This is a genomic window from Streptomyces sp. NRRL S-920, assembly GCF_000717945.1.
Taxonomy (GTDB): domain Bacteria; phylum Actinomycetota; class Actinomycetes; order Streptomycetales; family Streptomycetaceae; genus Streptomyces; species Streptomyces alboniger.
The window spans coordinates 17,079-37,401 of sequence record NZ_JODF01000062.1 but is presented as its reverse complement, the minus strand read 5'-3'; the positions used below and the strand labels follow the sequence as shown (position 1 = coordinate 37,401).

21 protein-coding genes are annotated in these 20,323 nt (G+C 69.6%); 6 read left to right on the top strand and 15 right to left on the bottom strand.

Annotated elements, in window-relative coordinates; genetic code table 11:
- Positions 1 to 92: 92 nt before the first annotated feature.
- The 4 genes from IG54_RS0131110 to IG54_RS0131095 form a co-directional block, all read right to left on the bottom strand.
- Entirely contained in the window at positions 93 to 2,543 is a 2,451-nt protein-coding gene (locus IG54_RS0131110; RefSeq protein ID WP_030792183.1) for an ATPase AAA, read from the bottom strand.
- A gap of 207 nt (positions 2,544 to 2,750) precedes the next feature.
- Positions 2,751 to 3,074, bottom strand: a complete 324-nt coding sequence (locus IG54_RS0131105; RefSeq protein WP_030792181.1) for an STAS domain-containing protein — start codon at positions 3,072 to 3,074, stop codon at positions 2,751 to 2,753.
- Between the two features lie 212 nt (positions 3,075 to 3,286).
- Positions 3,287 to 4,135 carry a 3-hydroxyacyl-CoA dehydrogenase family protein gene (locus IG54_RS0131100; protein WP_030792179.1) on the bottom strand — a complete coding sequence of 283 codons (849 nt, stop codon included), beginning with the start codon at positions 4,133 to 4,135 and terminating at the stop codon, positions 3,287 to 3,289.
- Between the two features lie 169 nt (positions 4,136 to 4,304).
- Positions 4,305 to 4,946, bottom strand: a complete 642-nt coding sequence (locus IG54_RS0131095) for a TetR/AcrR family transcriptional regulator (protein WP_030792177.1) — start codon at positions 4,944 to 4,946, stop codon at positions 4,305 to 4,307.
- A gap of 98 nt (positions 4,947 to 5,044) precedes the next feature.
- Between IG54_RS0131095 and IG54_RS0131090 the strand changes: the two genes are divergently transcribed.
- Genes IG54_RS0131090 through IG54_RS0131080 form a run of 3 tightly spaced genes read left to right on the top strand, consistent with a single transcriptional unit; the run spans position 5,045 to position 7,187 of the window.
- Positions 5,045 to 5,827 carry an ABC transporter ATP-binding protein gene (locus tag IG54_RS0131090; RefSeq protein ID WP_030792175.1) on the top strand — a complete coding sequence of 261 codons (783 nt, stop codon included), beginning with the start codon at positions 5,045 to 5,047 and terminating at the stop codon, positions 5,825 to 5,827.
- Between the two features lie 18 nt (positions 5,828 to 5,845).
- The gene (locus IG54_RS0131085) at positions 5,846 to 6,601 is read left to right on the top strand and encodes an ABC transporter permease (protein WP_030792172.1); all 756 of its coding nucleotides are present in this window, start codon (positions 5,846 to 5,848) and stop codon (positions 6,599 to 6,601) included.
- A gap of 13 nt (positions 6,602 to 6,614) precedes the next feature.
- Positions 6,615 to 7,187 carry a cob(I)yrinic acid a,c-diamide adenosyltransferase gene (locus IG54_RS0131080; protein WP_030792168.1) on the top strand — a complete coding sequence of 191 codons (573 nt, stop codon included), beginning with the start codon at positions 6,615 to 6,617 and terminating at the stop codon, positions 7,185 to 7,187.
- Between the two features lie 29 nt (positions 7,188 to 7,216).
- On the opposite strand, the gene IG54_RS0131075 is transcribed toward IG54_RS0131080, so the two are convergent.
- Positions 7,217 to 7,795, bottom strand: a complete 579-nt coding sequence (locus tag IG54_RS0131075) for a hypothetical protein (RefSeq protein ID WP_030792165.1) — start codon at positions 7,793 to 7,795, stop codon at positions 7,217 to 7,219.
- Positions 7,796 to 7,949: 154 nt separating this feature from the next.
- Here IG54_RS0131075 and IG54_RS0131070 point away from each other — a divergent pair, with 154 nt between their 5' ends.
- From IG54_RS0131070 to IG54_RS0131060, 3 genes are all read left to right on the top strand, one after another.
- Positions 7,950 to 9,140 carry a sensor histidine kinase gene (locus tag IG54_RS0131070; RefSeq protein ID WP_030792162.1) on the top strand — a complete coding sequence of 397 codons (1,191 nt, stop codon included), beginning with the start codon at positions 7,950 to 7,952 and terminating at the stop codon, positions 9,138 to 9,140.
- The gene (locus IG54_RS0131065) at positions 9,137 to 9,787 is read left to right on the top strand and encodes a response regulator (protein ID WP_030792161.1); all 651 of its coding nucleotides are present in this window, start codon (positions 9,137 to 9,139) and stop codon (positions 9,785 to 9,787) included. The genes IG54_RS0131070 and IG54_RS0131065 overlap by 4 nt, the downstream gene beginning before the upstream one ends.
- A 204-nt stretch (positions 9,788 to 9,991) precedes the next feature.
- Complete coding sequence (locus tag IG54_RS0131060) at positions 9,992 to 11,827, top strand: glycoside hydrolase family 18 chitinase (protein ID WP_030792157.1); 1,836 nt, start codon at positions 9,992 to 9,994, stop codon at positions 11,825 to 11,827.
- Positions 11,828 to 11,950: 123 nt separating this feature from the next.
- Here the strand turns inward: IG54_RS0131060 and IG54_RS0131055 are convergent, their stop codons facing one another.
- The 10 genes from IG54_RS0131055 to IG54_RS0131010 all read right to left on the bottom strand — a co-directional run bounded on the left by IG54_RS0131055 (position 11,951) and on the right by IG54_RS0131010 (position 20,319).
- Entirely contained in the window at positions 11,951 to 12,400 is a 450-nt protein-coding gene (locus tag IG54_RS0131055; protein ID WP_030792154.1) for a DUF2550 domain-containing protein, read from the bottom strand.
- A 145-nt stretch (positions 12,401 to 12,545) separates the two neighbouring features.
- Positions 12,546 to 12,920 (bottom strand): F0F1 ATP synthase subunit epsilon, encoded by a 375-nt coding sequence (locus IG54_RS0131050; protein ID WP_030792151.1) that lies wholly within the window; start codon positions 12,918 to 12,920, stop codon positions 12,546 to 12,548.
- 133 nt (positions 12,921 to 13,053) lie between these two features.
- On the bottom strand, positions 13,054 to 14,496 hold the full coding sequence (gene atpD / locus IG54_RS0131045; protein ID WP_030792149.1) for a F0F1 ATP synthase subunit beta: 1,443 nt from the start codon (positions 14,494 to 14,496) through the stop codon (positions 13,054 to 13,056).
- Positions 14,496 to 15,413 carry a F0F1 ATP synthase subunit gamma gene (locus IG54_RS0131040; RefSeq protein WP_030792145.1) on the bottom strand — a complete coding sequence of 306 codons (918 nt, stop codon included), beginning with the start codon at positions 15,411 to 15,413 and terminating at the stop codon, positions 14,496 to 14,498. Before IG54_RS0131040 ends, atpD begins: the two co-directional genes overlap by 1 nt.
- Before the next feature lie 21 nt (positions 15,414 to 15,434).
- Positions 15,435 to 17,024 (bottom strand): F0F1 ATP synthase subunit alpha, encoded by a 1,590-nt coding sequence (atpA, locus tag IG54_RS0131035; protein WP_030792142.1) that lies wholly within the window; start codon positions 17,022 to 17,024, stop codon positions 15,435 to 15,437.
- Positions 17,025 to 17,135: 111 nt separating this feature from the next.
- On the bottom strand, positions 17,136 to 17,960 hold the full coding sequence (locus tag IG54_RS0131030; protein ID WP_030792139.1) for a F0F1 ATP synthase subunit delta: 825 nt from the start codon (positions 17,958 to 17,960) through the stop codon (positions 17,136 to 17,138).
- Positions 17,957 to 18,511: a F0F1 ATP synthase subunit B gene (locus IG54_RS0131025; RefSeq protein WP_106977137.1), complete on the bottom strand. Its 555-nt coding sequence runs from the start codon at positions 18,509 to 18,511 to the stop codon at positions 17,957 to 17,959. Before IG54_RS0131025 ends, IG54_RS0131030 begins: the two co-directional genes overlap by 4 nt.
- Positions 18,512 to 18,552: 41 nt before the next feature.
- A complete protein-coding gene (locus IG54_RS0131020; RefSeq protein WP_030792134.1) occupies positions 18,553 to 18,801 on the bottom strand; it encodes an ATP synthase subunit C in 249 nt (82 codons plus the stop codon).
- A 72-nt stretch (positions 18,802 to 18,873) separates the two neighbouring features.
- Positions 18,874 to 19,683, bottom strand: coding sequence for a F0F1 ATP synthase subunit A (gene atpB, locus IG54_RS0131015; RefSeq protein ID WP_030792131.1), 810 nt, complete (start codon positions 19,681 to 19,683; stop codon positions 18,874 to 18,876).
- 222 nt (positions 19,684 to 19,905) lie between these two features.
- On the bottom strand, positions 19,906 to 20,319 hold the full coding sequence (locus IG54_RS0131010; RefSeq protein ID WP_030792128.1) for a hypothetical protein: 414 nt from the start codon (positions 20,317 to 20,319) through the stop codon (positions 19,906 to 19,908).
- Between the last annotated feature and the right edge of the window lie 4 nt (positions 20,320 to 20,323).

Sequence of the window (20,323 nt, the reverse complement as noted above, 5' to 3'; positions counted from 1 at the left end):
AGCTTGGATGGGGTCTCCCCTGCTCGAGCGAAGCCGAGAGCTTGGGGAAGTGCCAGACCCCGCGGCCCGCGGCATGATCCGCCGGACAGGCCCTAGGCCGAGGTGCCCGGCGAGCCGTCGGGCGAGGACGGCGGGGCGTCGCTCGACGGCGTGGGCGGCGGGTCGGACGTCGGCGGGTCCGTCGGCTCGTCCGTGGTGGGCGGGTCCGTCGGCTTGTCGGTCGGCTTGTCCGTGGGTTTGCCGGTGGGCTTGTCCGTCGGTTTGTCCGTCGGCTTGTCGGTGGGCTTGTCCGACGGTTTCCCGGTCGGCTTCTGCGACGGCTTGCCGCTCTCGCTCGGCCCGCCCGAGGGCGTGCCGCTCGCGGAGGGCTTCGGGTCGTCCGCGGTGCCGATGACACCGTCCTCCCCCGGGCCTCCGGGGCGATTCGTGGAGTCCTTCTGCGGCTCGTCGGCGCTCAGGCCGCCGCCGTCACGGTCCTCCTTCGCCGACTGCTCCGTCGTGACGCGGTCACCCTCGGGCCGGTCGCCGTCGGACGTGGCGCCGAGCGTGACGACCGTGCCGAGGACCGCGGCGAGCAGGGCTCCGGCCCCGGCGGCGACGAGGTTGCGCCGGGTGCCGCTGACGATGGAGCGGCGGCTCGGCGCGGGGCCCGCGCCCACGGCGGGCGTGACCTTGCTGGCGACCAGGGTGTCCGGTTCTGCGGACGCGGGCGGTCCGGCGGGCGGTTCGGGCTGGGCGAAGGCGGCGAGTACGCCTCCGGGGGGCGAGGCCGACTCCTCGTAGCGCGCGTCGGGGACCTCCTCGCCCGCCGCCGTGCGCCCACCGGGCAGGGTGCCGCCCGAGCGGTCGGCGACCAGGGCGAGGGCCCGGCGCCCGGAGATCATGCCGCGCTTGTCGGCGAGGGCGCCGCGCAGCCCTATCGAGGCCTCCAGCTCGGCGCGGGCCCGGTCGAGCTGCCCGCCGCAGAGCGCGAGGATCCCCAACTCGTGGTGGAAGTACGCCTCTTCGGCGACCTCCCCGGCATTGCGTGCCGCTTCCTGGCCCGAGCGCAGGGCGCGCTCCCAGGCGCCCCAGTGGAGCCCGCCGGCGAAGGCGGGCGCGGCCGTGCGGGCGAGCAGGACCGCGGCGCCGCTCTCCAGGGTGACGAGGGCGCCGAGGGCGGCCTGCACGGCGTCCGCCTCGGCGGCGACCCGCTCCGGGGTGACCGAGGGGTGCCCGGCCCACCAGGCGTAGTGCCGGGCGGCGGTCTTCGCGTGCTCGGTGGCGTCGTCGGCGTATCCGGCGCTCTCCAGTTGCGTACGCACGCCGGCGGCGAGGCGGTAGCGCGCGCCGACGGCGGTGACCAGGGCGCAGCCGACCAGTTCGGCGAGGGCCGCGTCGGCGTGGGTGTCGCCCACCAGGGCGGGCAGGTGGGCCTGGTGCGGCAGTTCGCCGCCGAGCGCGACGGCGAACTTCAGCGTGGCGCGGGCGGAGGGGCTGAGCCGCGAGGCGAGCAGGGCCGCGGGCGCGGCGCCGTCGGCGAGTGAGGGCAGCGGGATCGCGGGGCCGTCGTCGGGGCCCGCGTCGAAGGGCGCGTCGACGGGGGTGTCGGCGAAGTAGCCGTACTCCTCGAAGGCGTGCGGGTCGGCGCGGAGCTGGTCGCGCTGGTGGAGCAGGGCGCCCGCCTGGACGAAGCGCAGCGGCAGGCCCTCGGACTCGAACCACAGGTCGCCCGCCCAGTTGGCCTCCTCGTCGTCGAGGACCCGTCCGACGACGCGTTCGAGCAGTTCGAGGCTGCCGCCGCGGCCGAGGCCGCCGAGGAAGACCTCTTCGAGGTGGGAGTCGGCGGCGGGGGCGGGGGTGTCGGGCGTGGCGGCGAGGAGGAAGGCGCACTCGGGTGTGGCGTCGAGCAGTTCGTCGAGGGCCGCGCCGCCGAACTCCAGGTCGTCGAGGACGACGACGGCACCGATGTCGTGGACCAGTTCGAGCAGCTGGGCGCGCTCGGGGCGGTACAGGGGCGCGTCGTAGACGGTCGCGAAGAGGTCGTGGAGCAGCTCGGTCGGCGTCTTGCGGTAGCCGCAGAGCCGGATGACGCCGTCGGGCGCGAGGTCCGCGCAGTCGTCGGCGACGGCGCCCAGTAGCGCCGTGCGGCCCGATCCGGCGGGTCCGGTGAGCCGTACCGAGCGGCCGCGCGCGAGCAGCCGTACGAGGCGCTCACGCTCTTCCTGGCGTTCCAGGAGCGGCAGGCCGGGCAGCGCGGGGCCCGGCGGCACGGGCGGCATCGCGGCGCGGCGCAGCTCGGCGCGGTCGTCGGCGGTGCGCTTGGCGGGCCGCTCGGGCCGTTCCCCGGGCGGGCAGGCCTCTATCTCGCTGCCGTCGACGGGGTTGACGGTGAGCAGGAAGTCGCCCGCCACGAGCTGGACGGTGCGGGCGAGCGCGGGCGCGGGCTGCCCGAAGTCGGGTGTCAGAGGGTCGCGTGGGCGCTGCGGTCGCGCCGAGCCGTCGTGATCGTCGCCACCGTGGTCGTGGCCGTGCTCTTCGGGTCCCCGGTTCATCGGGTCCATGGTCCCAGCCCCCCAGATGCGTGTGTGCAGAGCCCCCTCCGGCCTTCGTGCACACTGCGCTGTCGCTTCTGGTCCGGCGCCCCCCGTACGGGCTCGTCCAGCGGCGGGCGACCGAACCCTAGACCTTCGCTCAGTATCTACGAGAGGGCGGGGTGCCGCCCCGCCCGAGACGTCACAGTCTCGTGAGGATTGCGCGTGAGGTGCGGTTCAGGCTCTGGGGAGCGATTCGACACCGATGCCGCCCTCGATGGCGAGGATCCGGTGCAGCCGGGTCGCCACGAGGAGGCGCTGCATCTGGGGCGGCACGTGGCGCAGGACGAGTCTGCGTCCGCACCGTCCGGCGCGGCGGTGCGCGCCCATGATGACGCCGAGGCCCGTGGCGTCCCACGAGTCCAGTTCCGACAGGTCGAGCACCAGGTCCCCGGCTCCGTCGTCGACGGCCGAGTGCAGCACCGTACGGGCGTCCGCCGCGCTACGTACGTCGAGGCGTCCCCCGACGACCAGCTGGGCCTGGTCGCCCCTGATGTGCATATGCGCTCCCCGAGAGTGCTGTGTCTGCTGTGACTGTGTCTGCTGTGACGTCTGATTCCGTAAGGCGTCTGCGTATGTCACTGCAACTGACTGCCGCGTGGGCGAGGAAGTTGCCGTCTGTAAGCGAACCGATACCGAATTCACTCCGAGGGGTGACCCAGGAGGCGACGGATCGTCGGACGAGGCGTCAGACGGCGTACGTCAGTACCGGCTCAGTGCTTGTAGAAGCCCTGCCCGCTCTTGCGCCCGATGTCACCGGCGTCAACCATCCGGCGCATCAGCTCCGGCGGCGCGAACTTCTCGTCCTGGGACTCCGTGTAGATGTTGCTGGTGGCGTGGAGCAGGATGTCGACGCCGGTGAGGTCGGCGGTCGCGAGCGGGCCCATGGCGTGGCCGAAGCCGAGCTTGCAGGCGATGTCGATGTCCTCGGCGGTGGCGACGCCCGACTCGTAGAGCTTGGCGGCCTCGACGACGAGCGCGGAGATCAGACGGGTCGTCACGAAGCCGGCGACGTCGCGGTTGACGACGATGCAGGTCTTGCCGACGGACTCGGCGAACTCCTTGGTGCGGGCGAGGGTTTCGTCGCTGGTCTTGTAGCCGCGCACCAGTTCGCACAGCTGCATCATCGGGACGGGCGAGAAGAAGTGGGCGCCCACGACGCGCTCCGGACGCTCCGTCACGGCGGCGATCTTGGTGATCGGGATGGCGGAGGTGTTGGAGGCGAGCACGGCGTCGTCGCGCACGAGCTTGTCGAGCGTGCGGAAGATCTCGTGCTTGATCTCCAGCTTCTCGAAGACGGCCTCGACGACGATGTCCGCGTCGGCGACGGCGTCCAGGTCGGTGGTGGCCGTGATGCGCCCGAGCGCGGCCTCGGCGTCGTCGGCCGCGAGCTTGCCCTTGCTCACGAACTTCTCGTACGACGCCTTGATGCCGTCGGTGCCGCGGGTCAGGGCCTCGTCGGTGACGTCGCGCAGGACGACGTCCCAGCCCGCCTGGGCGGAGACCTGAGCGATACCGGACCCCATGAGTCCAGCTCCGATGACGGCGAGCTTGCGTGCCACTGTTCCGACTCCCCTACCGCTTATCACGCTTGGCTTACACGCTGTTTACGTATGCCTCTGGAGCGGACATTAGCGGCCGTGAGCGCGCCTGTGGCGGTGAAGAGATGCGCGTCACGTCTCAAATGACGGACGTCACACTGGTACGGCCCCACGGCGCCGCCGGCAGGCCTCATCCGGCGGCGCGTACCGCGTAGTTGAGGACCCTTTCGCCGAGCAGGGACTCCATCTCGTCGAGCAGGGCGAGGCCCTCGCGGGAGACCTCGGCCACCTCGCGGCCCTTGGCCATCTCGTCGCCGATCCAGCTCATGAGCGTGCTGTGGAGCCAGGAAAGCTGCCCGGCGACGAGCGTCGGCAGCGGGTCGCCGTCGGCGGCGCCGGTCTCCTTGGCAAGGGTCTTGGCGAGGTTGTCGAGGGCCTCCTGCTGGATGGCCCAGAGGCGGGAGCGCAGCGGCGGCGCCTCGGTGATGACCTTCATGAAGTCGGCCCAGCCGGGGACGAGGCCGACGGCCGGCGAGGCGCTCTCGACGTCCGTGCGCAGCTCGCGCAGGACCGCGTCGGCGGCGGACTCCCCCTCGCGGCGGCCGCGTACATGGCGGGAGAGCCGGTCGACGGCGTCCGCGCCCCGGTCGAGGAAGAGGTCCTCCTTGGCCGGGAAGTAGTTGTAGACGGTGTTGACCGAGACGTCGGCGGCCTCGGCGATCTCCGCGATCGTCACCGTGACGAAGCCGCGCTCCAGGAAGAGCCCCGTCGCGATGTCGGAGATCCGCTGCTTGGTCTGGCGCTTCTTGCGTTCTCTGAGCCCCTCGGTCATGACCTCATCGTAGGCCTCGCTGACCACCATGCAATCTTGCACCCCCATAAAACTTGGGGCGATTGCAAAAATCTACGGACTCTGTTTTTGTAGTTGCCATGGCAATCATCAGCACCGCCGGGCTCGCCCGGACCTTCCAGAGCAAGAGCGGCATCGTGGAGGCCGTGCGCGGTATCGACCTGACCGTCGAGGCGGGCGAGATCCTCGGCTTCCTCGGGCCGAACGGCGCGGGCAAGACCACCACGCTGCGCATGCTGACCACGCTGCTCCCGCCCACCGGCGGCGCCGCCACGGTGGCGGGCTGCGACCTGGCGAAGGACCCCGCGGGCGTACGGAGCAAGATCGGTTACGTCGCCCAGTCCGGCGGCGTCGACCTGAGCATCTCCGTACGCGAGGAGCTGATCACCCAGGGGCGGCTCTACCGCCTGTCGAAGCTCCAGGCCGCCGCCCGCGCCGACGAGTTGGCGCACGACCTCAACCTGACCGAGCTGATGGAACGCCCCTGCGCCGCGCTCTCCGGCGGCCAGCGGCGGCGCCTGGACATCGCCCTCGGGCTCACGCACCGGCCCGAGGTGCTCTTCCTGGACGAGCCGACCACCGGGCTCGACCCGGGCAGCCGCGCCGACCTGTGGAAGCTGGTGCGCAAACTGCGCGATGTGCACGGCACGACGGTCTTCCTCACCACGCACTACCTCGACGAGGCCGACGCGCTCTCCGACCGCCTGGTCGTCGTCGACAGGGGCGTGGTGGTCGCCGTGGGCACACCGAGCGCGCTCAAGCTCCGGTACTGCGGCTCGATCGACGCCTCGCTCCAGGACACCTTCCTCGCCATCACCGGGCGCGACATCGCGCCCAAGGACACGGCCCCCCTCGCCGTCTGAGACCCCAGGACCCCACCGATGCCCGCTCTGCTCTCCGACATCGCGCTGATCTTCGGGCGGTACGCCCGCCAGACCCTGCGCTCCAAGTTCCAGATCTTCTTCGGCGTCCTGACGCCCCTGCTCTACCTGCTCTTCTTCGGGCCTCTCCTCACCGATCTGCCGCTCGGCTCCCAGGGCGACTCCTGGCAGATCCTCGTGCCGGGGCTGCTGCTCCAACTCGGCCTGTTCGGTGCCACGTTCAGCGGCTTCGCGCTCATCATCGAGAAGCAGTTCGGCGTGGTCGAGCGGATGCGGGTGACGCCCGTGAGCCGCCTCGCGCTGCTGCTCGGCCGGGTCCTGCGCGACGCCGCGCTCTTCGTCTTCCAGGCGGTGCTGCTGGTGCTCGCCGCGCTGGCGATGGGGCTCAGGGCGCCGCTCGCCGGCATCCTCATCGGCTTCGCGTTCGTGGCGGTCCTGGCCGCCGGGCTCGCCTCACTCTCGTACGCGCTGGCCATGAAGGTCTCCAAGGCGCACGAGTTCGGGCCCGCGGTGAACGCCATCAGCATGCCCTCGATGCTGCTCTCCGGCCTGATGCTGCCGATGGCGCTCGCGCCCTCCTGGCTGGACGTGCTGTCGCACTTCATGCCGTTCCGCTACCTCGTCGACGCGGTGCGGGCCGGATACGTGGGCGACTACGCGACCACGACCATGCTGTACGGCGTCCTGATGGCCCTCGCCTTCATCCTGCTGTCCGTGACGGTGGGCACACGCGTCTTCAAGAGGGCCGGGGCGTAACTACGCTGGCCGCATGGTCAATCTGACGCGCATCTACACCAGGACCGGCGACCAGGGCACGACGGCCCTCGGCGACATGAGCCGCACCGCCAAGACCGACCCCCGGATCGGGGCGTACGCCGACGCCAACGAGGCCAACGCGGTCATCGGCACGGCGATCGCGCTCGGCGGGCTCGACGAGGAGGTCGTGAAGGTCCTCGTACGGGTCCAGAACGACCTCTTCGACGTGGGCGCCGACCTCTCCACGCCCGTCGTCGAGGATCCCAAGTACCCGCCGCTGCGCGTCGAGCAGTCCTACGTCGACAAGCTGGAGGCGGACTGCGACCGCTTCCTCGAGGAGCTGGAGAAGCTGCGCAGCTTCATCCTGCCGGGCGGCACCCCGGGCGCGGCGCTGCTGCACCAGGCCTGCACAGTGGTGCGGCGGGCCGAGCGCTCGACGTGGGCGGCGTTCGAGGTGCACGGCGAGACGATGAACCCGCTGACGGCCACCTACCTCAACCGCCTCTCCGACCTCCTGTTCATCCTGGCCCGCGTGGCCAACAAGGAGGTCGGGGACGTGCTGTGGGTGCCGGGCGGCGAGCGGTAGCCGCGCGGCGAGCGGTAGCCGCGCGGCCGTCAGAGCTTGGTCAGCGGCCGGTCCCCGTCCCGTTCCCCGGGCGCCGGGGCCGGGATCCGCTTCGGGAAGAGCGTGTAGCTGAGCGCGATCAGGCCGTGGAGGCCCACCGTCCGCCAGGCCGTGTGCATCCACCCCTCCAGCGAGGAGGTGCGGCTCGGGTCGTCGACGTACCACATGGCCAGCAACAGCAGCGCGGTCGCGACGGCCCCCGCCACGAGGGTGCCGAGCCAGATCCTGGCCTCGTGCAGGGCGCGGGGCCTGCCGTAGCGGGGCGGGCGCGGCACCGGCGTGCCGTGGAAGCGGTGCGCCGCGTGGCCGTCGAGCCACTTCACCGTGCGGTGGCCGTGGCCCACGGTGTAGCCGATGTACAGCGCGGCGAGTCCGTGCTTCCAGCTCGGGTCGGCGCCGTTCTTCAGGTCGAGCGCGGTCACGACCAGGAGCACGACCTCGAGAAGCGGCTCGCACAGCAGGATCGCGATCCCGAGGCGCGGCATGCGCAGCAGATAGCGGGCGGCGAGGCCGGCGGCCAGCAGCACCCAGAAGCCGACCTCGCAGATGATGATCAGCGTGACGATCACGGTTCGCTCCTCTCGGTCACCCCTCAAGGCTCCCCCGAGGCCGGGCGCGGATCATCGTCGCCAGTGACGAGGTGGGACTGCATCCTTCGATGTAGCGGGCGCTTCCTCCCCCAGGATCACGCGTGTCACCGTCCCGCCGTGTTGGATGGAGGGCATGGCCCTGTCCCTCCCCCGCCCGCAGCGCGTCGACGTGCGGATCGCCGTATCCAGCCTGCTCGGCGGGCTCGTGCTGTGGGCGCTCGGACTGCACGCGCAGCCGGACCGGGCGCTCGGCGCCGCCTGGGCGCTGATCCCGCTCTTCGTCCTGGCCGGGCTCGAACTGCTGCGCAGCACCATGCCCCGGACCGCCCTGCTCCTCGCCGCGTGCGCCCTGGTCTTCGACCAGTTCACGAAGGGCAACCTCGCGTCGATCCTGATGTTCACGGACATCGTGTACGCGGCCGTCGTCTATGGCACCCCGGCCGCCGCCCGCCGCCTCCCGGTGACCACGGGCGTCATCACGGTGGCGGTGACGTTCGGCTTCCTCGCGTGGTGGCGCGAGCCCGAGGCCGTGCTCATCGGCGTCCTCGTCGGGATCGTGCTGTACGCACCCGCCACCACGGGCGTCCTCGTGCGCAATCACCGCGAGGCGGCCGCCGCGGCCAAGCTGCGGGCCGAGCAGACCGCGCTGCTCGCCGAGATGGACCGCGTCCAGGCGGTCACCGCCGAGCGCGCCAGGATGGCCCGCGAACTGCACGACATGGTCGCCAACCACCTCTCGGCGATCGCCATCCACTCCACGGCCGCGCTCTCCCTCGACGACCCGGTGGCCAGCAAGGACGCACTCGCCGTCATCCGGGAGAACAGCGTCCAGGGCCTGGCCGAGATGCGCCGCCTCATCGGCATCCTGCGCGACGCCGGCGGCGACCTCGAACCGGCCGCGTCGCCCACCCTCGACGGCCTCGCCGCCCTGGTCGAGGGCGCCCGCACCAACGGCCTCGACGTCACGCTCGACGACGCCCGCGCCCCGCAGGGCCCGAAGCTGCCCGCGCCGGTCGAGCTGGCGGCGTACCGCATCGTCCAGGAGTCCCTGACGAACGCCCTCAAGCACGCCTCGCCGGGCCGGGTGTCCGTGCGCCTGACCCAGCAGCCCCGCGCCCTTAGGGTCCGCGTCACCAGCCCGTACGACGATCCGTCCGGGCCCCGCGCCCCCGGCTCGGGAGCCGGTCTCGTCGGCATGCGCGAGCGCACCGAACTGCTCGGCGGCACCTTTGAATCCGGCCCCGAGAGCAGCCCCGACGGCAAGGTCTGGATCGTCTCCGTGACCCTGCCGGTCGACCCCGCAGACGAAGGAGCCAAGGAATGATCCGGGTGCTAGTCGCCGAGGACCAGTCAGCCGTACGCGCGGGACTCGTCCTGATCCTGCGCAGCGCGTCCGACATCGAGGTGGTCGGCGAGGCGGCGGACGGTGAGCAGGCCGTGGCCCTCGCCCGCGAGCTGCGGCCGGACCTGATCCTGATGGACATACAGATGCCACGGCTCGACGGGGTGTCGGCAACGCGCCAGGTCGTCGCCGAGGGGCTTGCGGACGTCCTCGTACTGACCACCTTCGACCTCGACGAGTACGTCTTCGGGGCGCTGCGCGCGGGCGCCAGCGGGTTCCTCCTGAAGAACACGGAGGCGAAGGACCTCATCGAGGGCGTCCGCACGGTCGCGCGCGGCGAGGGCCTGATCGCCCCGGCCGTCACCCGCCGTCTCATCGCCGAGTTCGCCGCCCCGCCCAGGGTCGTACGCAGGGAGAACGCGCCGGACCCCGCCGTCCTGGAGAGCCTCACGCGTCGCGAGCGCGAGGTGCTTTCCTGCATCGGCGAGGGTCTGTCGAACGCGGAGATCGCGGGCCGCCTGTCCATGGCGGAGGCGACGGTGAAGACGCATGTGAGCCGGCTGCTGGGCAAGCTTGAGCTGCGCAGCCGCGTCCAAGCGGCTGTCCTCGCGCAGGAGTTGGGTGTCTGAGGGTTCCGGGGACCGTCCGGATCCGGCCATTGGTTCAGACCTCTTGACCGCTGGTCCAGACCTTTCTATTCTCACCGCACTGCGGTGAGCACACCCCCACGTGTCCACGTGCTCACGGGCGGCGCAGGGTCCCACCCCTAAGACCCCCGGATCTCACCCGAGGAGCACCTCGTGCGCTTCACACAGAGCGACACCCGCTCAAGACTGAGAATCAGACACAAAACCGTGGCCGGACTGACCACGCTGCTGCTCCCGCTCGCCACCCTGGTCGCCCTCGGCGCTCCCGCCGAGGCGGCCCCCGAGGCCGCCCCCGAGGCCACCGCCACCTACGCCAAGACCCAGGACTGGGGCAACGGCTTCGAGGGCAAGTGGACCATCAAGAACACCGGCACCACCACGCTCAGCTCCTGGAACGTCCAGTGGGACTTCCCCGCCGACACCAAGGTGACCTCGGCCTGGGACGCCACCGTCACCAACTCCGGCACCCGCTGGACGGGGAAGAACCTCAGCTGGAACGGGACGCTCGCCCCCGGCGCCTCGGTCTCCTTCGGATTCAACGGCACGGGCCCCGGCGCCCCCTCCAAGTGCACGCTCAACGGCGGCAGCTGTGACGGCGGCAGCGTCCCCGGCGACAACCCGCCGAGCGCCCCCGGCACCCCGACCGCCTCCGACGTCACCGACACCTCGGCGAAGCTCGACTGGAAGGCCGCCACCGACGACAAGGGCGTCAAGAACTACGACGTCCTGCGCGACGGCGCCAAGGTCGGCACGGTGACGGGCACCTCGTACACCGACAGCGGCCTGAGCGCGGGCACCGACTACTCCTACACCGTGCAGGCCCGCGACACCGCCGACCAGACCGGTCCCGCGAGCGGCGCCGTCAAGGTCCGCACCACGGGCGGCGGCGACCCGGGCCCCGGCCCCGGCGACAAGGTCAAGCTCGGCTACTTCACCGAGTGGGGCGTCTACCAGCGCAACTACCACGCCAAGAACATCGCCACCTCCGGGTCGGCCGGGAAGATCACGCACATCAACTACAGCTTCGGCAACGTCCAGGGCGGCAAGTGCACCATGGGCGACTCCTACGCGGCGATCGACAAGGCCTACACCGCCGACCAGAGCGTCGACGGCGTCGCCGACACCTGGGACCAGCCCCTGCGCGGCAACTTCAACCAGCTGCGCAAGCTCAAGGCCAAGTACCCGAACATCAAGATCCTCTGGTCCTTCGGCGGCTGGACCTGGTCCGGCGGCTTCACCGACGCCATGAAGAACCCCGCGGCCTTCGCCAAGTCCTGCCACGACCTGGTCGAGGACCCGCGCTGGGCCGACGTCTTCGACGGCATCGACCTGGACTGGGAGTACCCGAACGCCTGCGGCCTGTCCTGCGACACCTCGGGCCCGGCCGTCTTCAAGACGATGATGCAGGCGTTCCGCAACCAGTTCGGAGCCAAGAACCTCGTCACCGCCGCCATCACCGCCGACGCCTCCAGCGGCGGCAAGATCGACGCCGCGGACTACGGCGGGGCGGCGCAGTACGCCGACTGGTACAACGTGATGACGTACGACTTCTTCGGCGCATGGGCGGCCAAGGGCCCGACGGCCCCGCACTCCCCGCTCACCTCCTACGCCGGTATCCCGCAGGAGGGCTTCAACTCCGCGGCGGCGATATCCAAGCTGAAGGCCAAGGGCGTGCCCTCCGCCAAGCTGCTGCTCGGCATCGGCTTCTACGGGCGTGGCTGGACCGGCGTTACCCAGAAGGAGCCGGGAGGCTCCGCGACGGGCGCGGCGCCGGGCACCTATGAGGCGGGCATCGAGGACTACAAGGTCCTCAAGAACTCCTGCCCCTCGAATGGGACGGTCGCCGGGACGGCGTACGCGCACTGCGGTACGAACTGGTGGTCGTACGACACCCCGTCGACGGTCCGCTCCAAGATGACCTGGGCCAAGGAGCAGGGGCTCGGCGGCGCGTTCTTCTGGGAGTTCAGTGGGGATACCAGCAACGGTGAGATGGTGAGCGCCATCAATGACGGCCTGAAGTAAAGCGCCGTCCACTGAACGAAGCCGGGAAGATGGGATCGCCCCCCATCTTCCCGGCTTCTTTGTGTTCTGCGGGTTGATTGTGGCTGGTCGCGCCGTTCCCCGCGCCCCTTTCAGGGGCTTCACTCACGCCACATTGACACGTTGGCCGGGAGGCGCTGCCTCCAGCCAGGCCAGGAAGCCCGTCAGTGCGTCCTCGCTCATCGCCAGTTCCAGGCGGACTCCGCGGTGCAGGCAGCCGAGGACGGTGGCGTCGGAGAGCAGGGCCAGCTCCTCCTCGCCGTCGGGGGCGCGGCGGTCGACCACCTCGATGGCCGAGCGTTCGAGAACGCGGCGCGGCCGGGGAGCGTACGAGAAGACGCGGTACCACTCGACCCGGTCGCCGTTGTAGCGGGCGACGCCGTACCCCCAGCCCTTGCCGGAGGTGTCGCCCTTCTCGGGGGCGTCCCAGCGCAGGGAGCAGTCGAACGTACCCCCGGACCGCTGGATCAGCCGGCGGCGCAGTCCGAAGACGAAGAGCCCCACCAGAACCAGCGCGATCACAGCAAGTCCGCACACGAGCAGAGTGAGGATCATCGGCACCGACCTCCTCGCCTCTACTATCGGTCACCCGACCGACAACGGACCAAATACATTGCACCCGCATTGCCTCAGCCGCGACCCGGTCCGGAATGTTCCCGGACCTGGCCGCGGCTGAGTCACGTTACGCCGCGCGCTGGGGTCAGCGCGCCGCCACCGCACGCAGTCGGACGTCGGCGCGTCGCTCGGCAGAGGCGTCGGCCTCCGACTTCGCGCGCTCCAGCGCCCGCTCCGCACGCTGGACGTCGATCTCGTCGGACAGCTCCGCGATCTCGGCCAGCAGCGACAGCTTGTCGTCCGCGAAGGAGATGAATCCCCCGTGGACAGCGGCGACGACCGTGCCGCCGTCGCTCGTACGAATGGTCACCGGGCCCGACTCCAGCACACCGAGCAGCGGCTGGTGACCGGGCATGACGCCGATGTCGCCGGACGTGGTGCGCGCGACGACCAGGGTGGCCTCGCCGGACCAGACGCTGCGGTCCGCGGCGACCAGCTCGACATGCAGCTCAGCAGCCAAGGGTGGCTCCTCGGGTCACCACCCGGCGGCTTCGCCGGGTGTTGGGTCAAATTCTAGTGGGCGTACGAAGAGGGGCGGGACACGGCCCCCGCGGGGTGGCAACCCGCCCCTCTCCGGAGTTGAGCTAAGGGGCTCAGGAGACGCCCAGCTCCTTGGCGTTCTTCTTGAGGTCCTCAAGACCACCGCACATGAAGAAGGCCTGCTCGGGGAAGTGGTCGTACTCGCCGTCGCAGATCGCGTTGAAGGCCGCGATCGACTCGTCGAGGGACACGTCCGAACCGTCCACGCCGGTGAACTGCTTGGCGGCGTGCGTGTTCTGCGACAGGAAGCGCTCCACGCGACGGGCACGGGCGACGACGAGCTTGTCTTCCTCGCTCAGCTCGTCGATACCGAGGATCGCGATGATGTCCTGGAGGTCCTTGTACTTCTGAAGGATCCCCTTCACGCGCATCGCGGCCTCGTAGTGGTCCTGCGCGATGTAGCGCGGGTCCAGGATGCGGGACGTGGAGTCCAGCGGGTCCACGGCCGGGTAGATGCCCTTCTCGGAGATCGGACGGGAGAGAACCGTCGTCGCGTCGAGGTGGGCGAACGTGGTGGCCGGGGCCGGGTCGGTCAGGTCGTCCGCGGGGACGTAGATCGCCTGCATCGAGGTGATCGAGTGACCACGGGTCGAGGTGATGCGCTCCTGGAGGAGACCCATCTCGTCGGCCAGGTTCGGCTGGTAACCCACCGCGGAGGGCATGCGGCCGAGCAGGGTCGAGACCTCGGAACCGGCCTGCGTGAAGCGGAAGATGTTGTCGATGAAGAACAGCACGTCCTGCTTCTGCACATCGCGGAAGTACTCCGCCATGGTCAGACCGGCCAGGGCGACGCGCAGACGCGTGCCCGGCGGCTCGTCCATCTGGCCGAAGACCAGCGCGGTCTTGTCCAGAACGCCGGCTTCCTCCATCTCGACCATGAGGTCGTTGCCCTCACGGGTGCGCTCGCCGACACCGGCGAAGACGGAGACACCGTCGTGCAGCTTGGCCACACGGACGATCATTTCCTGGATCAGAACGGTCTTACCGACACCGGCACCACCGAACAGACCGATCTTTCCACCCTTGACGTACGGGGTGAGAAGGTCGACGACCTTCAGGCCGGTCTCGAACATCTCGGTCTTGGACTCGAGCTGGTCGAAGGACGGGGCCTTGCGGTGGATCGTCCAGCGCTCGGCGTCCGCGACGGTCGACGGGTCGTCGTTCAGGACCTCGCCGAGCGTGTTGAACACACGGCCCTTGGTCACGTCGCCGACCGGCACCGAGATGCCCTTGCCGGTGTCCTTGACCGGGGCCTGGCGGACCAGGCCGTCGGTGGGCTGCATCGAGATCGCGCGGACCACGCCGTCACCCAGGTGCTGGGCGACCTCGAGGGTCAGCGTCTTGCGGCCGCCCGCGGTCTCCGGGTCGTCGACCTCGACGTGCAGGGCGTTGTAGATCTCCGGCATCGCGTCGACGGGGAACTCCACGTCGACGACCGGGCCGATGACCCGGGCGACGCGGCCCGTGGCAACGGCCGTCTCAACTGTGGTCGTCATTACTTGTCACTCCCCGCGGTCGCGTCGGACAGGGCTGCTGTGCCGCCGACGATCTCGCTGATTTCCTGGGTGATTTCGGCCTGGCGGGCCGCGTTGGCAAGCCGGGAGAGGCTGTTGATCAGATCCCCGGCGTTGTCGGTCGCCGACTTCATCGCGCGGCGCGTGGCGGCGTGCTTGGAGGCAGCCGACTGGAGCATCGCGTTGTAGATACGGCTCTCGACGTACCGCGGCAGCAGGGCGTCGAGGACGTCCTCCGCCGACGGCTCGAAGTCGTACAGCGGAAGGATCTCGCCCTTGGCGGGCTTCTCCTCCGCGACCTCTTCGAGGCTGAGCGGCAGCAGGCGGCCGTCGATGGCCGTCTGCGTCATCATCGAGACGAACTCGGTGTAGACGATGTGGAGTTCGTCCACGCCGCCGTCCGCCGTCTCCTTCTCGATCGCCTCGATCAGCGGCGCCGCGACCTTCTTGGCGTCCGCGTACGTGGGCTCATCGGTGAAGCCCGACCACGATTCCACGACCTTGCGCTCGCGGAAGTTGTAGTGGGCCAGACCACGGCGGCCGACGATGTACGTGTCGACCTCCTTGCCCTCGGCCTCCAGGCGCGCGGTCAGCTGCTCCGCGGCCTTGATGGCGTTCGAGTTGAAGGCGCCGGCCAGACCGCGGTCGCTCGTGAGGAGCAGAACCGCGGTACGGGTCGCCGTCTCCGCCTCGGTCGTCAGCGGGTGCTTCGTGTTCGAGCCAGTGCCGACCGCCGTGACCGCGCGGGTGAGCTCGGTCGCGTACGGCGTGGAGGCCGCCACCTTGCGCTGCGCCTTGACGACGCGCGAGGCGGCGATCATCTCCATCGCCTTGGTGATCTTCTTGGTCGCGGTGACGGATCGGATGCGACGCTTGTAGACCCGGAGCTGAGCTCCCATGAGTCAGGTCCCTTCCTTACGTCACTTGGCGGCGGCCGGAGCGTCCTCGCCGAGAAGCTTCCCGTCCGAGGTCTCGAACTGCTTCTTGAACTCCACGATGGCGTCGCCGACGGCCTGGAGGGTGTCGTCCGACATCTTGCCGCCCTCCTTGATGGAGGTCATGAGGCCCTGCTCCTTGCGGTGCAGGTACTCGAGCAGCTCCTTCTCGAAGCGGCGGATGTCGTTGACCGGCACGTCGTCCATGCGACCGGTGGTACCGGCCCACACGGAGACGACCTGGTCCTCGGTCGCCATCGGCTCGTACTGCGGCTGCTTGAGCAGCTCGACCATGCGCTGGCCGCGCTCCAGCTGCGCCTTCGACGCGGCGTCCAGGTCGGAACCGAAGGCGGCGAACGCCTCCAGCTCACGGAACTGGGCGAGGTCCACGCGCAGTCGGCCGGAGACCTGCTTCATCGCCTTGTGCTGCGCGGAACCACCGACTCGGGAGACGGAGATACCGACGTTCAGCGCGGGGCGCTGACCGGCGTTGAAGAGGTCCGACTCCAGGAAGCACTGGCCGTCGGTGATGGAGATGACGTTGGTCGGGATGAACGCCGACACGTCGTTCGCCTTGGTCTCGACGATGGGCAGACCCGTCATCGAGCCCTTGCCCAGCTCGTCGGAGAGCTTCGCGCAGCGCTCCAGCAGACGCGAGTGCAGGTAGAAGACGTCACCCGGGTAGGCCTCGCGCCCCGGCGGGCGACGGAGCAGCAGGGACACGGCGCGGTAGGCGTCGGCCTGCTTCGAGAGGTCGTCGAAGACGATGAGGACGTGCTTGCCCTCGTACATCCAGTGCTGGCCGATGGCCGAGCCGGTGTACGGCGCCAGGTACTTGAAGCCGGCCGGGTCGGACGCCGGGGCGGCGACGATGGTCGTGTACTCCAGCGCGCCGGCCTCTTCGAGCGCACCACGCACGGAGGCGATGGTGGAGCCCTTCTGACCGATGGCGACGTAGATGCAGCGCACCTGCTTGTTCACGTCGCCCGAGCGCCAGTTGTCGCGCTGGTTGATGATCGTGTCGACGGCCAGGGCGGTCTTGCCGGTCTGGCGGTCACCGATGATCAGCTGACGCTGGCCACGGCCGATCGGGGTCATCGCGTCGACGGCCTTGTAGCCCGTCTCCATCGGCTCGTGCACCGACTTACGGGCCATGACGCCCGGTGCCTGCAACTCGAGGGCGCGACGTCCGCTGGTCTCGATCTCGCCGAGGCCGTCGATCGGGTTGCCGAGCGGGTCGACGACGCGGCCGAGGTAGCCCTCGCCCACGGCGACCGACAGCACCTCGCCGGTACGGGTGACCGGCTGGCCTTCCTCGATGCCGCTGAACTCGCCGAGGACGACCGCGCCGATCTCGCGCTCTTCGAGGTTCAGCGCGAGGCCGAGGGATCCGTCCTCGAACTTCAGCAGCTCGTTCGCCATGGCCGAGGGGAGACCCTCGATCTTGGCGATACCGTCGCCGGCGACGGTGACCGTACCGACCTCCTCGCGCGAGGCCGCGTCCGGCTTGTACGCCTGGACAAAGTTCTCCAGCGCGTCCCGGATCTCCTCCGGCCGGATCGTGAGCTCCGCCATCTGGGTTCCCTGCTCTCCTTGTTGGGCCCGAAGTTTTCTTGGGGGGTCTGGGGTCAGCCCCCAGGAATCCTCTGCACGGCCCAACTAGGGCCGTATTTCGTGCGTGTTGAGTTACTGGCCGGCCACGCGGCGGCCGGCTTCCTCGATGCGGTCCGCGATGCTGCCGTTGATGACCTCGTCGCCCACCTGGACGGTGATCCCGCCGAGGACCTCGGGGTCCACGTCGAGATTGAGGTGCATCGGGCGTCCGTACATCTTGACCAGGGCGGCGCCGAGGCGTTCCTTCTGCTGGTCCGAGAGCGGAACAGCCGAAGTGACGACGGCCACCATGCGGTTGCGTCGGTCCGCGGCCAGCTTGGAGAGGGACTCGATTCCCTCTTCCAGGCTACGTCCGCGCGGCGCGGTCACAAGGCGCTCGACGAGTCGCTCCGTCACGTCCTCGGCGCGACCGCCGAGCAGGCTGCGCAGCAGCTCGCTCTTGGCCGTGCCCGTGGCGGCGCGGTCGGTGAGCGCCGCCCGCAGCTGGGTGCTGGACGCGACGATCCGGCCGAACCGGAACAGCTCGTCCTCGACATTGTCCAGCGCACCGGCCTGCTGCGCGGCGGTCAGGTCGGCGAGGTTGGCAAGCTCCTCGAGGGAGTCCACCAGGTCGCGCGACTGCGACCAGCGCGAGCGCACCATCCCGGCCACCAGGTCGGCGGTCTCGCCGCCCACCTGGCTGCCCAGCAGGCGCCCGGCCAGCTCGGCCTTGGCCTCGCCGGACTGCGCCGGGTCGGTCAGGACCCGACGCAGCGAGACCTCGCGGGCGAACAGCGCGGTGACCGCGGCCAGCTCGTCCGCGAGCCGCTTGGCGTCGACCGACGTGTTGTCGGTCAGCGCGTCCAGACGCTCGCGCGCGGCGGCCCGTGCCTCGCGGCTGGCTCCGTGCGCAGTCATCGAGCCGCCTCGGCCTTCGAAGCTGCTTCATCGAGTCCGTCGAGGAAGCGGTCGATCGTGCGGCTCTGCCGGGCGTGGTCCTCAAGGGACTCGCCGACGAGCTTGCCGGCCAGGACGGTGGCCAGGTGGCCCACGTCCTGACGCAGCGACTGAGCGGCGGCCTTGCGGTCGGCCTCGATCTGGGCGTGGCCCGCGGCGACGATCTCCTCGCGCTGACGCTGGCCCTCGGCCCGCATCTCGGCGATGAGCTGAGCGCCCTGCTCCTGCGCCTCCTGACGCAGACGCGCGGCCTCGTGCCGGGCCTCGGCGAGCTGAGCCTTGTACTGCTCGAGCACGCTCTGAGCCTCGGTCTGAGCGGCCTCGGCCTTCTCGATGCCGCCTTCGATCGCCTCGCGGCGCTCTTCCAGAACCTTGTTGATGTTCGGGAGGAACTTCTTGGCGAAGAAGCCGAAGACGATGACGAACGCGATGAGGCCGATGACGAGCTCAGGGATCTCCGGAATCAGAGGGTTTTGAGGCTCCTCCGACGCCAGCTGTACCAGGGAGATCACATCAGTGCCTTCCGTTGAAGTTTCTCGTCAACGAGACCGGATCAGGAAGGAACCGGGTAAACGAAGCCCATGACCAGACCGATGAGCGCCAGGGCCTCACAGAGCACGAAGCCGAGGATCTGGTTCTGGCGGATGAGGCCGGCGGCCTCGGGCTGACGGGCGAGGGCCTGCGTACCGTTACCGAAGATGACGCCGACGCCGATGCCGGGGCCGATCGCGGCGAGGCCGTAGCCGATCGCACCGAAGTTGCCCTGGATGTTGACCGCGGCGAGGGTCTCGAGAGCGGACATGCCGTAACTTCCTTCTTTTTACGGGCCGGTGGGGGTTGGCCACCGGATGTATCGGGGGGAGGAGAGGCGTACTCAGTGGTGCTCGGCGAGCGCGCCCTGGATGTAGCTGGAGGCCAGCAGGATGAAGACGTAGGCCTGGAGCGCCTGGATGAACAGCTCGAAGATCGTCATCACGATGACCATCACGAAGGAGACGCCCGCGTAGGCGATTCCGATGCCGTTCAGCAGGTACCAGCTCGCGATCGTGAAGATCACCAGCAGGACGTGGCCCGCGAACATGTTGGCGAAGAGCCGCACCGCGTGGGTGAAGGGCCGGATGATCATGTTCGAGAGGAACTCGAAGAACATGACCATCGGGAAGACCGGGCCGAGCGAGCGGTCGTAGCCGGTGATGTTTTTCCAGCCACCGATGAAGCCGTGCCTCTTGAAGGTCACGCTCACCCAGAGGATGTAGACGATCGCCGCGAGGCCCGCCGGCAGTGCGATGACCGAGGTCACCGGGAACTGGGCGAGCGGCACGATCGACCAGAGGTTCATGATCCAGATGAAGAAGAACAGCGAGACCATGAGAGGGACGTACTTCTCGCCCTCCTTCTTGCCGAGCGTCTCGTAGACGACCCCACGGCGCACGAAGTCGTAGCCGGCCTCACCGATCATCTGGAGCTTGCCAGGGATCAGCTTGGGCTTATTGAAAGCCGCCCAGAAGAAACCGATGACGACGACCGAACTCACCAGGGCCAGCAGCATCGGCTTGTTGAACTCGAAGCCGCCTACGGTGAAAATCGGCTCGAAGAGGAAGGAGTGCAGGCCGGGGGTCGGGAAACCGCACCCTTCAAAAATATGGCAATCGGTCTCGAAGGCGAGCGTCTGGGCGTTACTCACCGCGAGCTCCTTCAGCGTGGCGCATGGGTACGGCAACCTCGATGTGTCGGCGCGGCATACGACCGCGGAGCGGCACTGGACTGGACTTGCGGATTTGGGGGCGGCGGCTGGGCTCCGAGCCGTAAGGCTTCACAGGCACGGCCGCCTCCCGCGCCAGCTCTGCCGCAGTTGTGGCGAGACCATAGCAAATGAGCGGAGGCCTTCTTACGCTGGCCCTACAGCTCACGATTGCGGCCGGGCGGATTCCGGCTCCACGTAGAGGACCTTGGCCTTCATATGGGAGCGCACCTGCGCTCCCATCCACACCAAAGTGGCGGCGAGCAGGGTGAACGCGAAGCACTTGTGATTGAAGGCCGACGTACCGCGCAGCGCGGTGAGGGCGACCATCAGCACCAGGATCTGGATGGTGTACACCAGCAGACCCATCATCTGGAACAGATGAGGGAAAGAACGCGCACCTCGCTGTAGGGCCACGAGGCCACCGCCCATGAACAGCAGGACGACCAGTGCGCCGAAGGTGGCACCGAGCGCACCCTTGCCACCGGCTACGGCAGCGCTGACCGCGACCCCGGCCGCACCCGCGGCAGCGGTGGGCAGGGCACAGTGCAGGAGTGTGCGGGCGTCGTTGGACTGCATGGCG

Excerpts from the sequence above, each read along its gene's own strand:
- IG54_RS0131010 (WP_030792128.1), bottom strand. The coding sequence starts at position 20,319 with ATGCAGTCCAACGACGCCCGCACACTCCTGCACTGTGCCCTGCCCACC.
- atpD (WP_030792149.1), bottom strand. The coding sequence starts at position 14,496 with ATGACGACCACAGTTGAGACGGCCGTTGCCACGGGCCGCGTCGCCCGG.
- IG54_RS0131040 (WP_030792145.1), bottom strand. The coding sequence starts at position 15,413 with ATGGGAGCTCAGCTCCGGGTCTACAAGCGTCGCATCCGATCCGTCACC.
- IG54_RS0131065 (WP_030792161.1), top strand. The coding sequence starts at position 9,137 with ATGATCCGGGTGCTAGTCGCCGAGGACCAGTCAGCCGTACGCGCGGGA.
- IG54_RS0131095 (WP_030792177.1), bottom strand. The coding sequence starts at position 4,946 with ATGACCGAGGGGCTCAGAGAACGCAAGAAGCGCCAGACCAAGCAGCGG.
- IG54_RS0131020 (WP_030792134.1), bottom strand. The coding sequence starts at position 18,801 with ATGTCCGCTCTCGAGACCCTCGCCGCGGTCAACATCCAGGGCAACTTC.
- IG54_RS0131105 (WP_030792181.1), bottom strand. The coding sequence starts at position 3,074 with ATGCACATCAGGGGCGACCAGGCCCAGCTGGTCGTCGGGGGACGCCTC.
- IG54_RS0131110 (WP_030792183.1), bottom strand. The coding sequence starts at position 2,543 with ATGGACCCGATGAACCGGGGACCCGAAGAGCACGGCCACGACCACGGT.
- IG54_RS0131085 (WP_030792172.1), top strand. The coding sequence starts at position 5,846 with ATGCCCGCTCTGCTCTCCGACATCGCGCTGATCTTCGGGCGGTACGCC.
- IG54_RS0131070 (WP_030792162.1), top strand. The coding sequence starts at position 7,950 with ATGGCCCTGTCCCTCCCCCGCCCGCAGCGCGTCGACGTGCGGATCGCC.
- IG54_RS0131080 (WP_030792168.1), top strand. The coding sequence starts at position 6,615 with ATGGTCAATCTGACGCGCATCTACACCAGGACCGGCGACCAGGGCACG.
- IG54_RS0131055 (WP_030792154.1), bottom strand. The coding sequence starts at position 12,400 with ATGATCCTCACTCTGCTCGTGTGCGGACTTGCTGTGATCGCGCTGGTT.
- atpA (WP_030792142.1), bottom strand. The coding sequence starts at position 17,024 with ATGGCGGAGCTCACGATCCGGCCGGAGGAGATCCGGGACGCGCTGGAG.
- IG54_RS0131030 (WP_030792139.1), bottom strand. The coding sequence starts at position 17,960 with ATGACTGCGCACGGAGCCAGCCGCGAGGCACGGGCCGCCGCGCGCGAG.
- IG54_RS0131090 (WP_030792175.1), top strand. The coding sequence starts at position 5,045 with ATGGCAATCATCAGCACCGCCGGGCTCGCCCGGACCTTCCAGAGCAAG.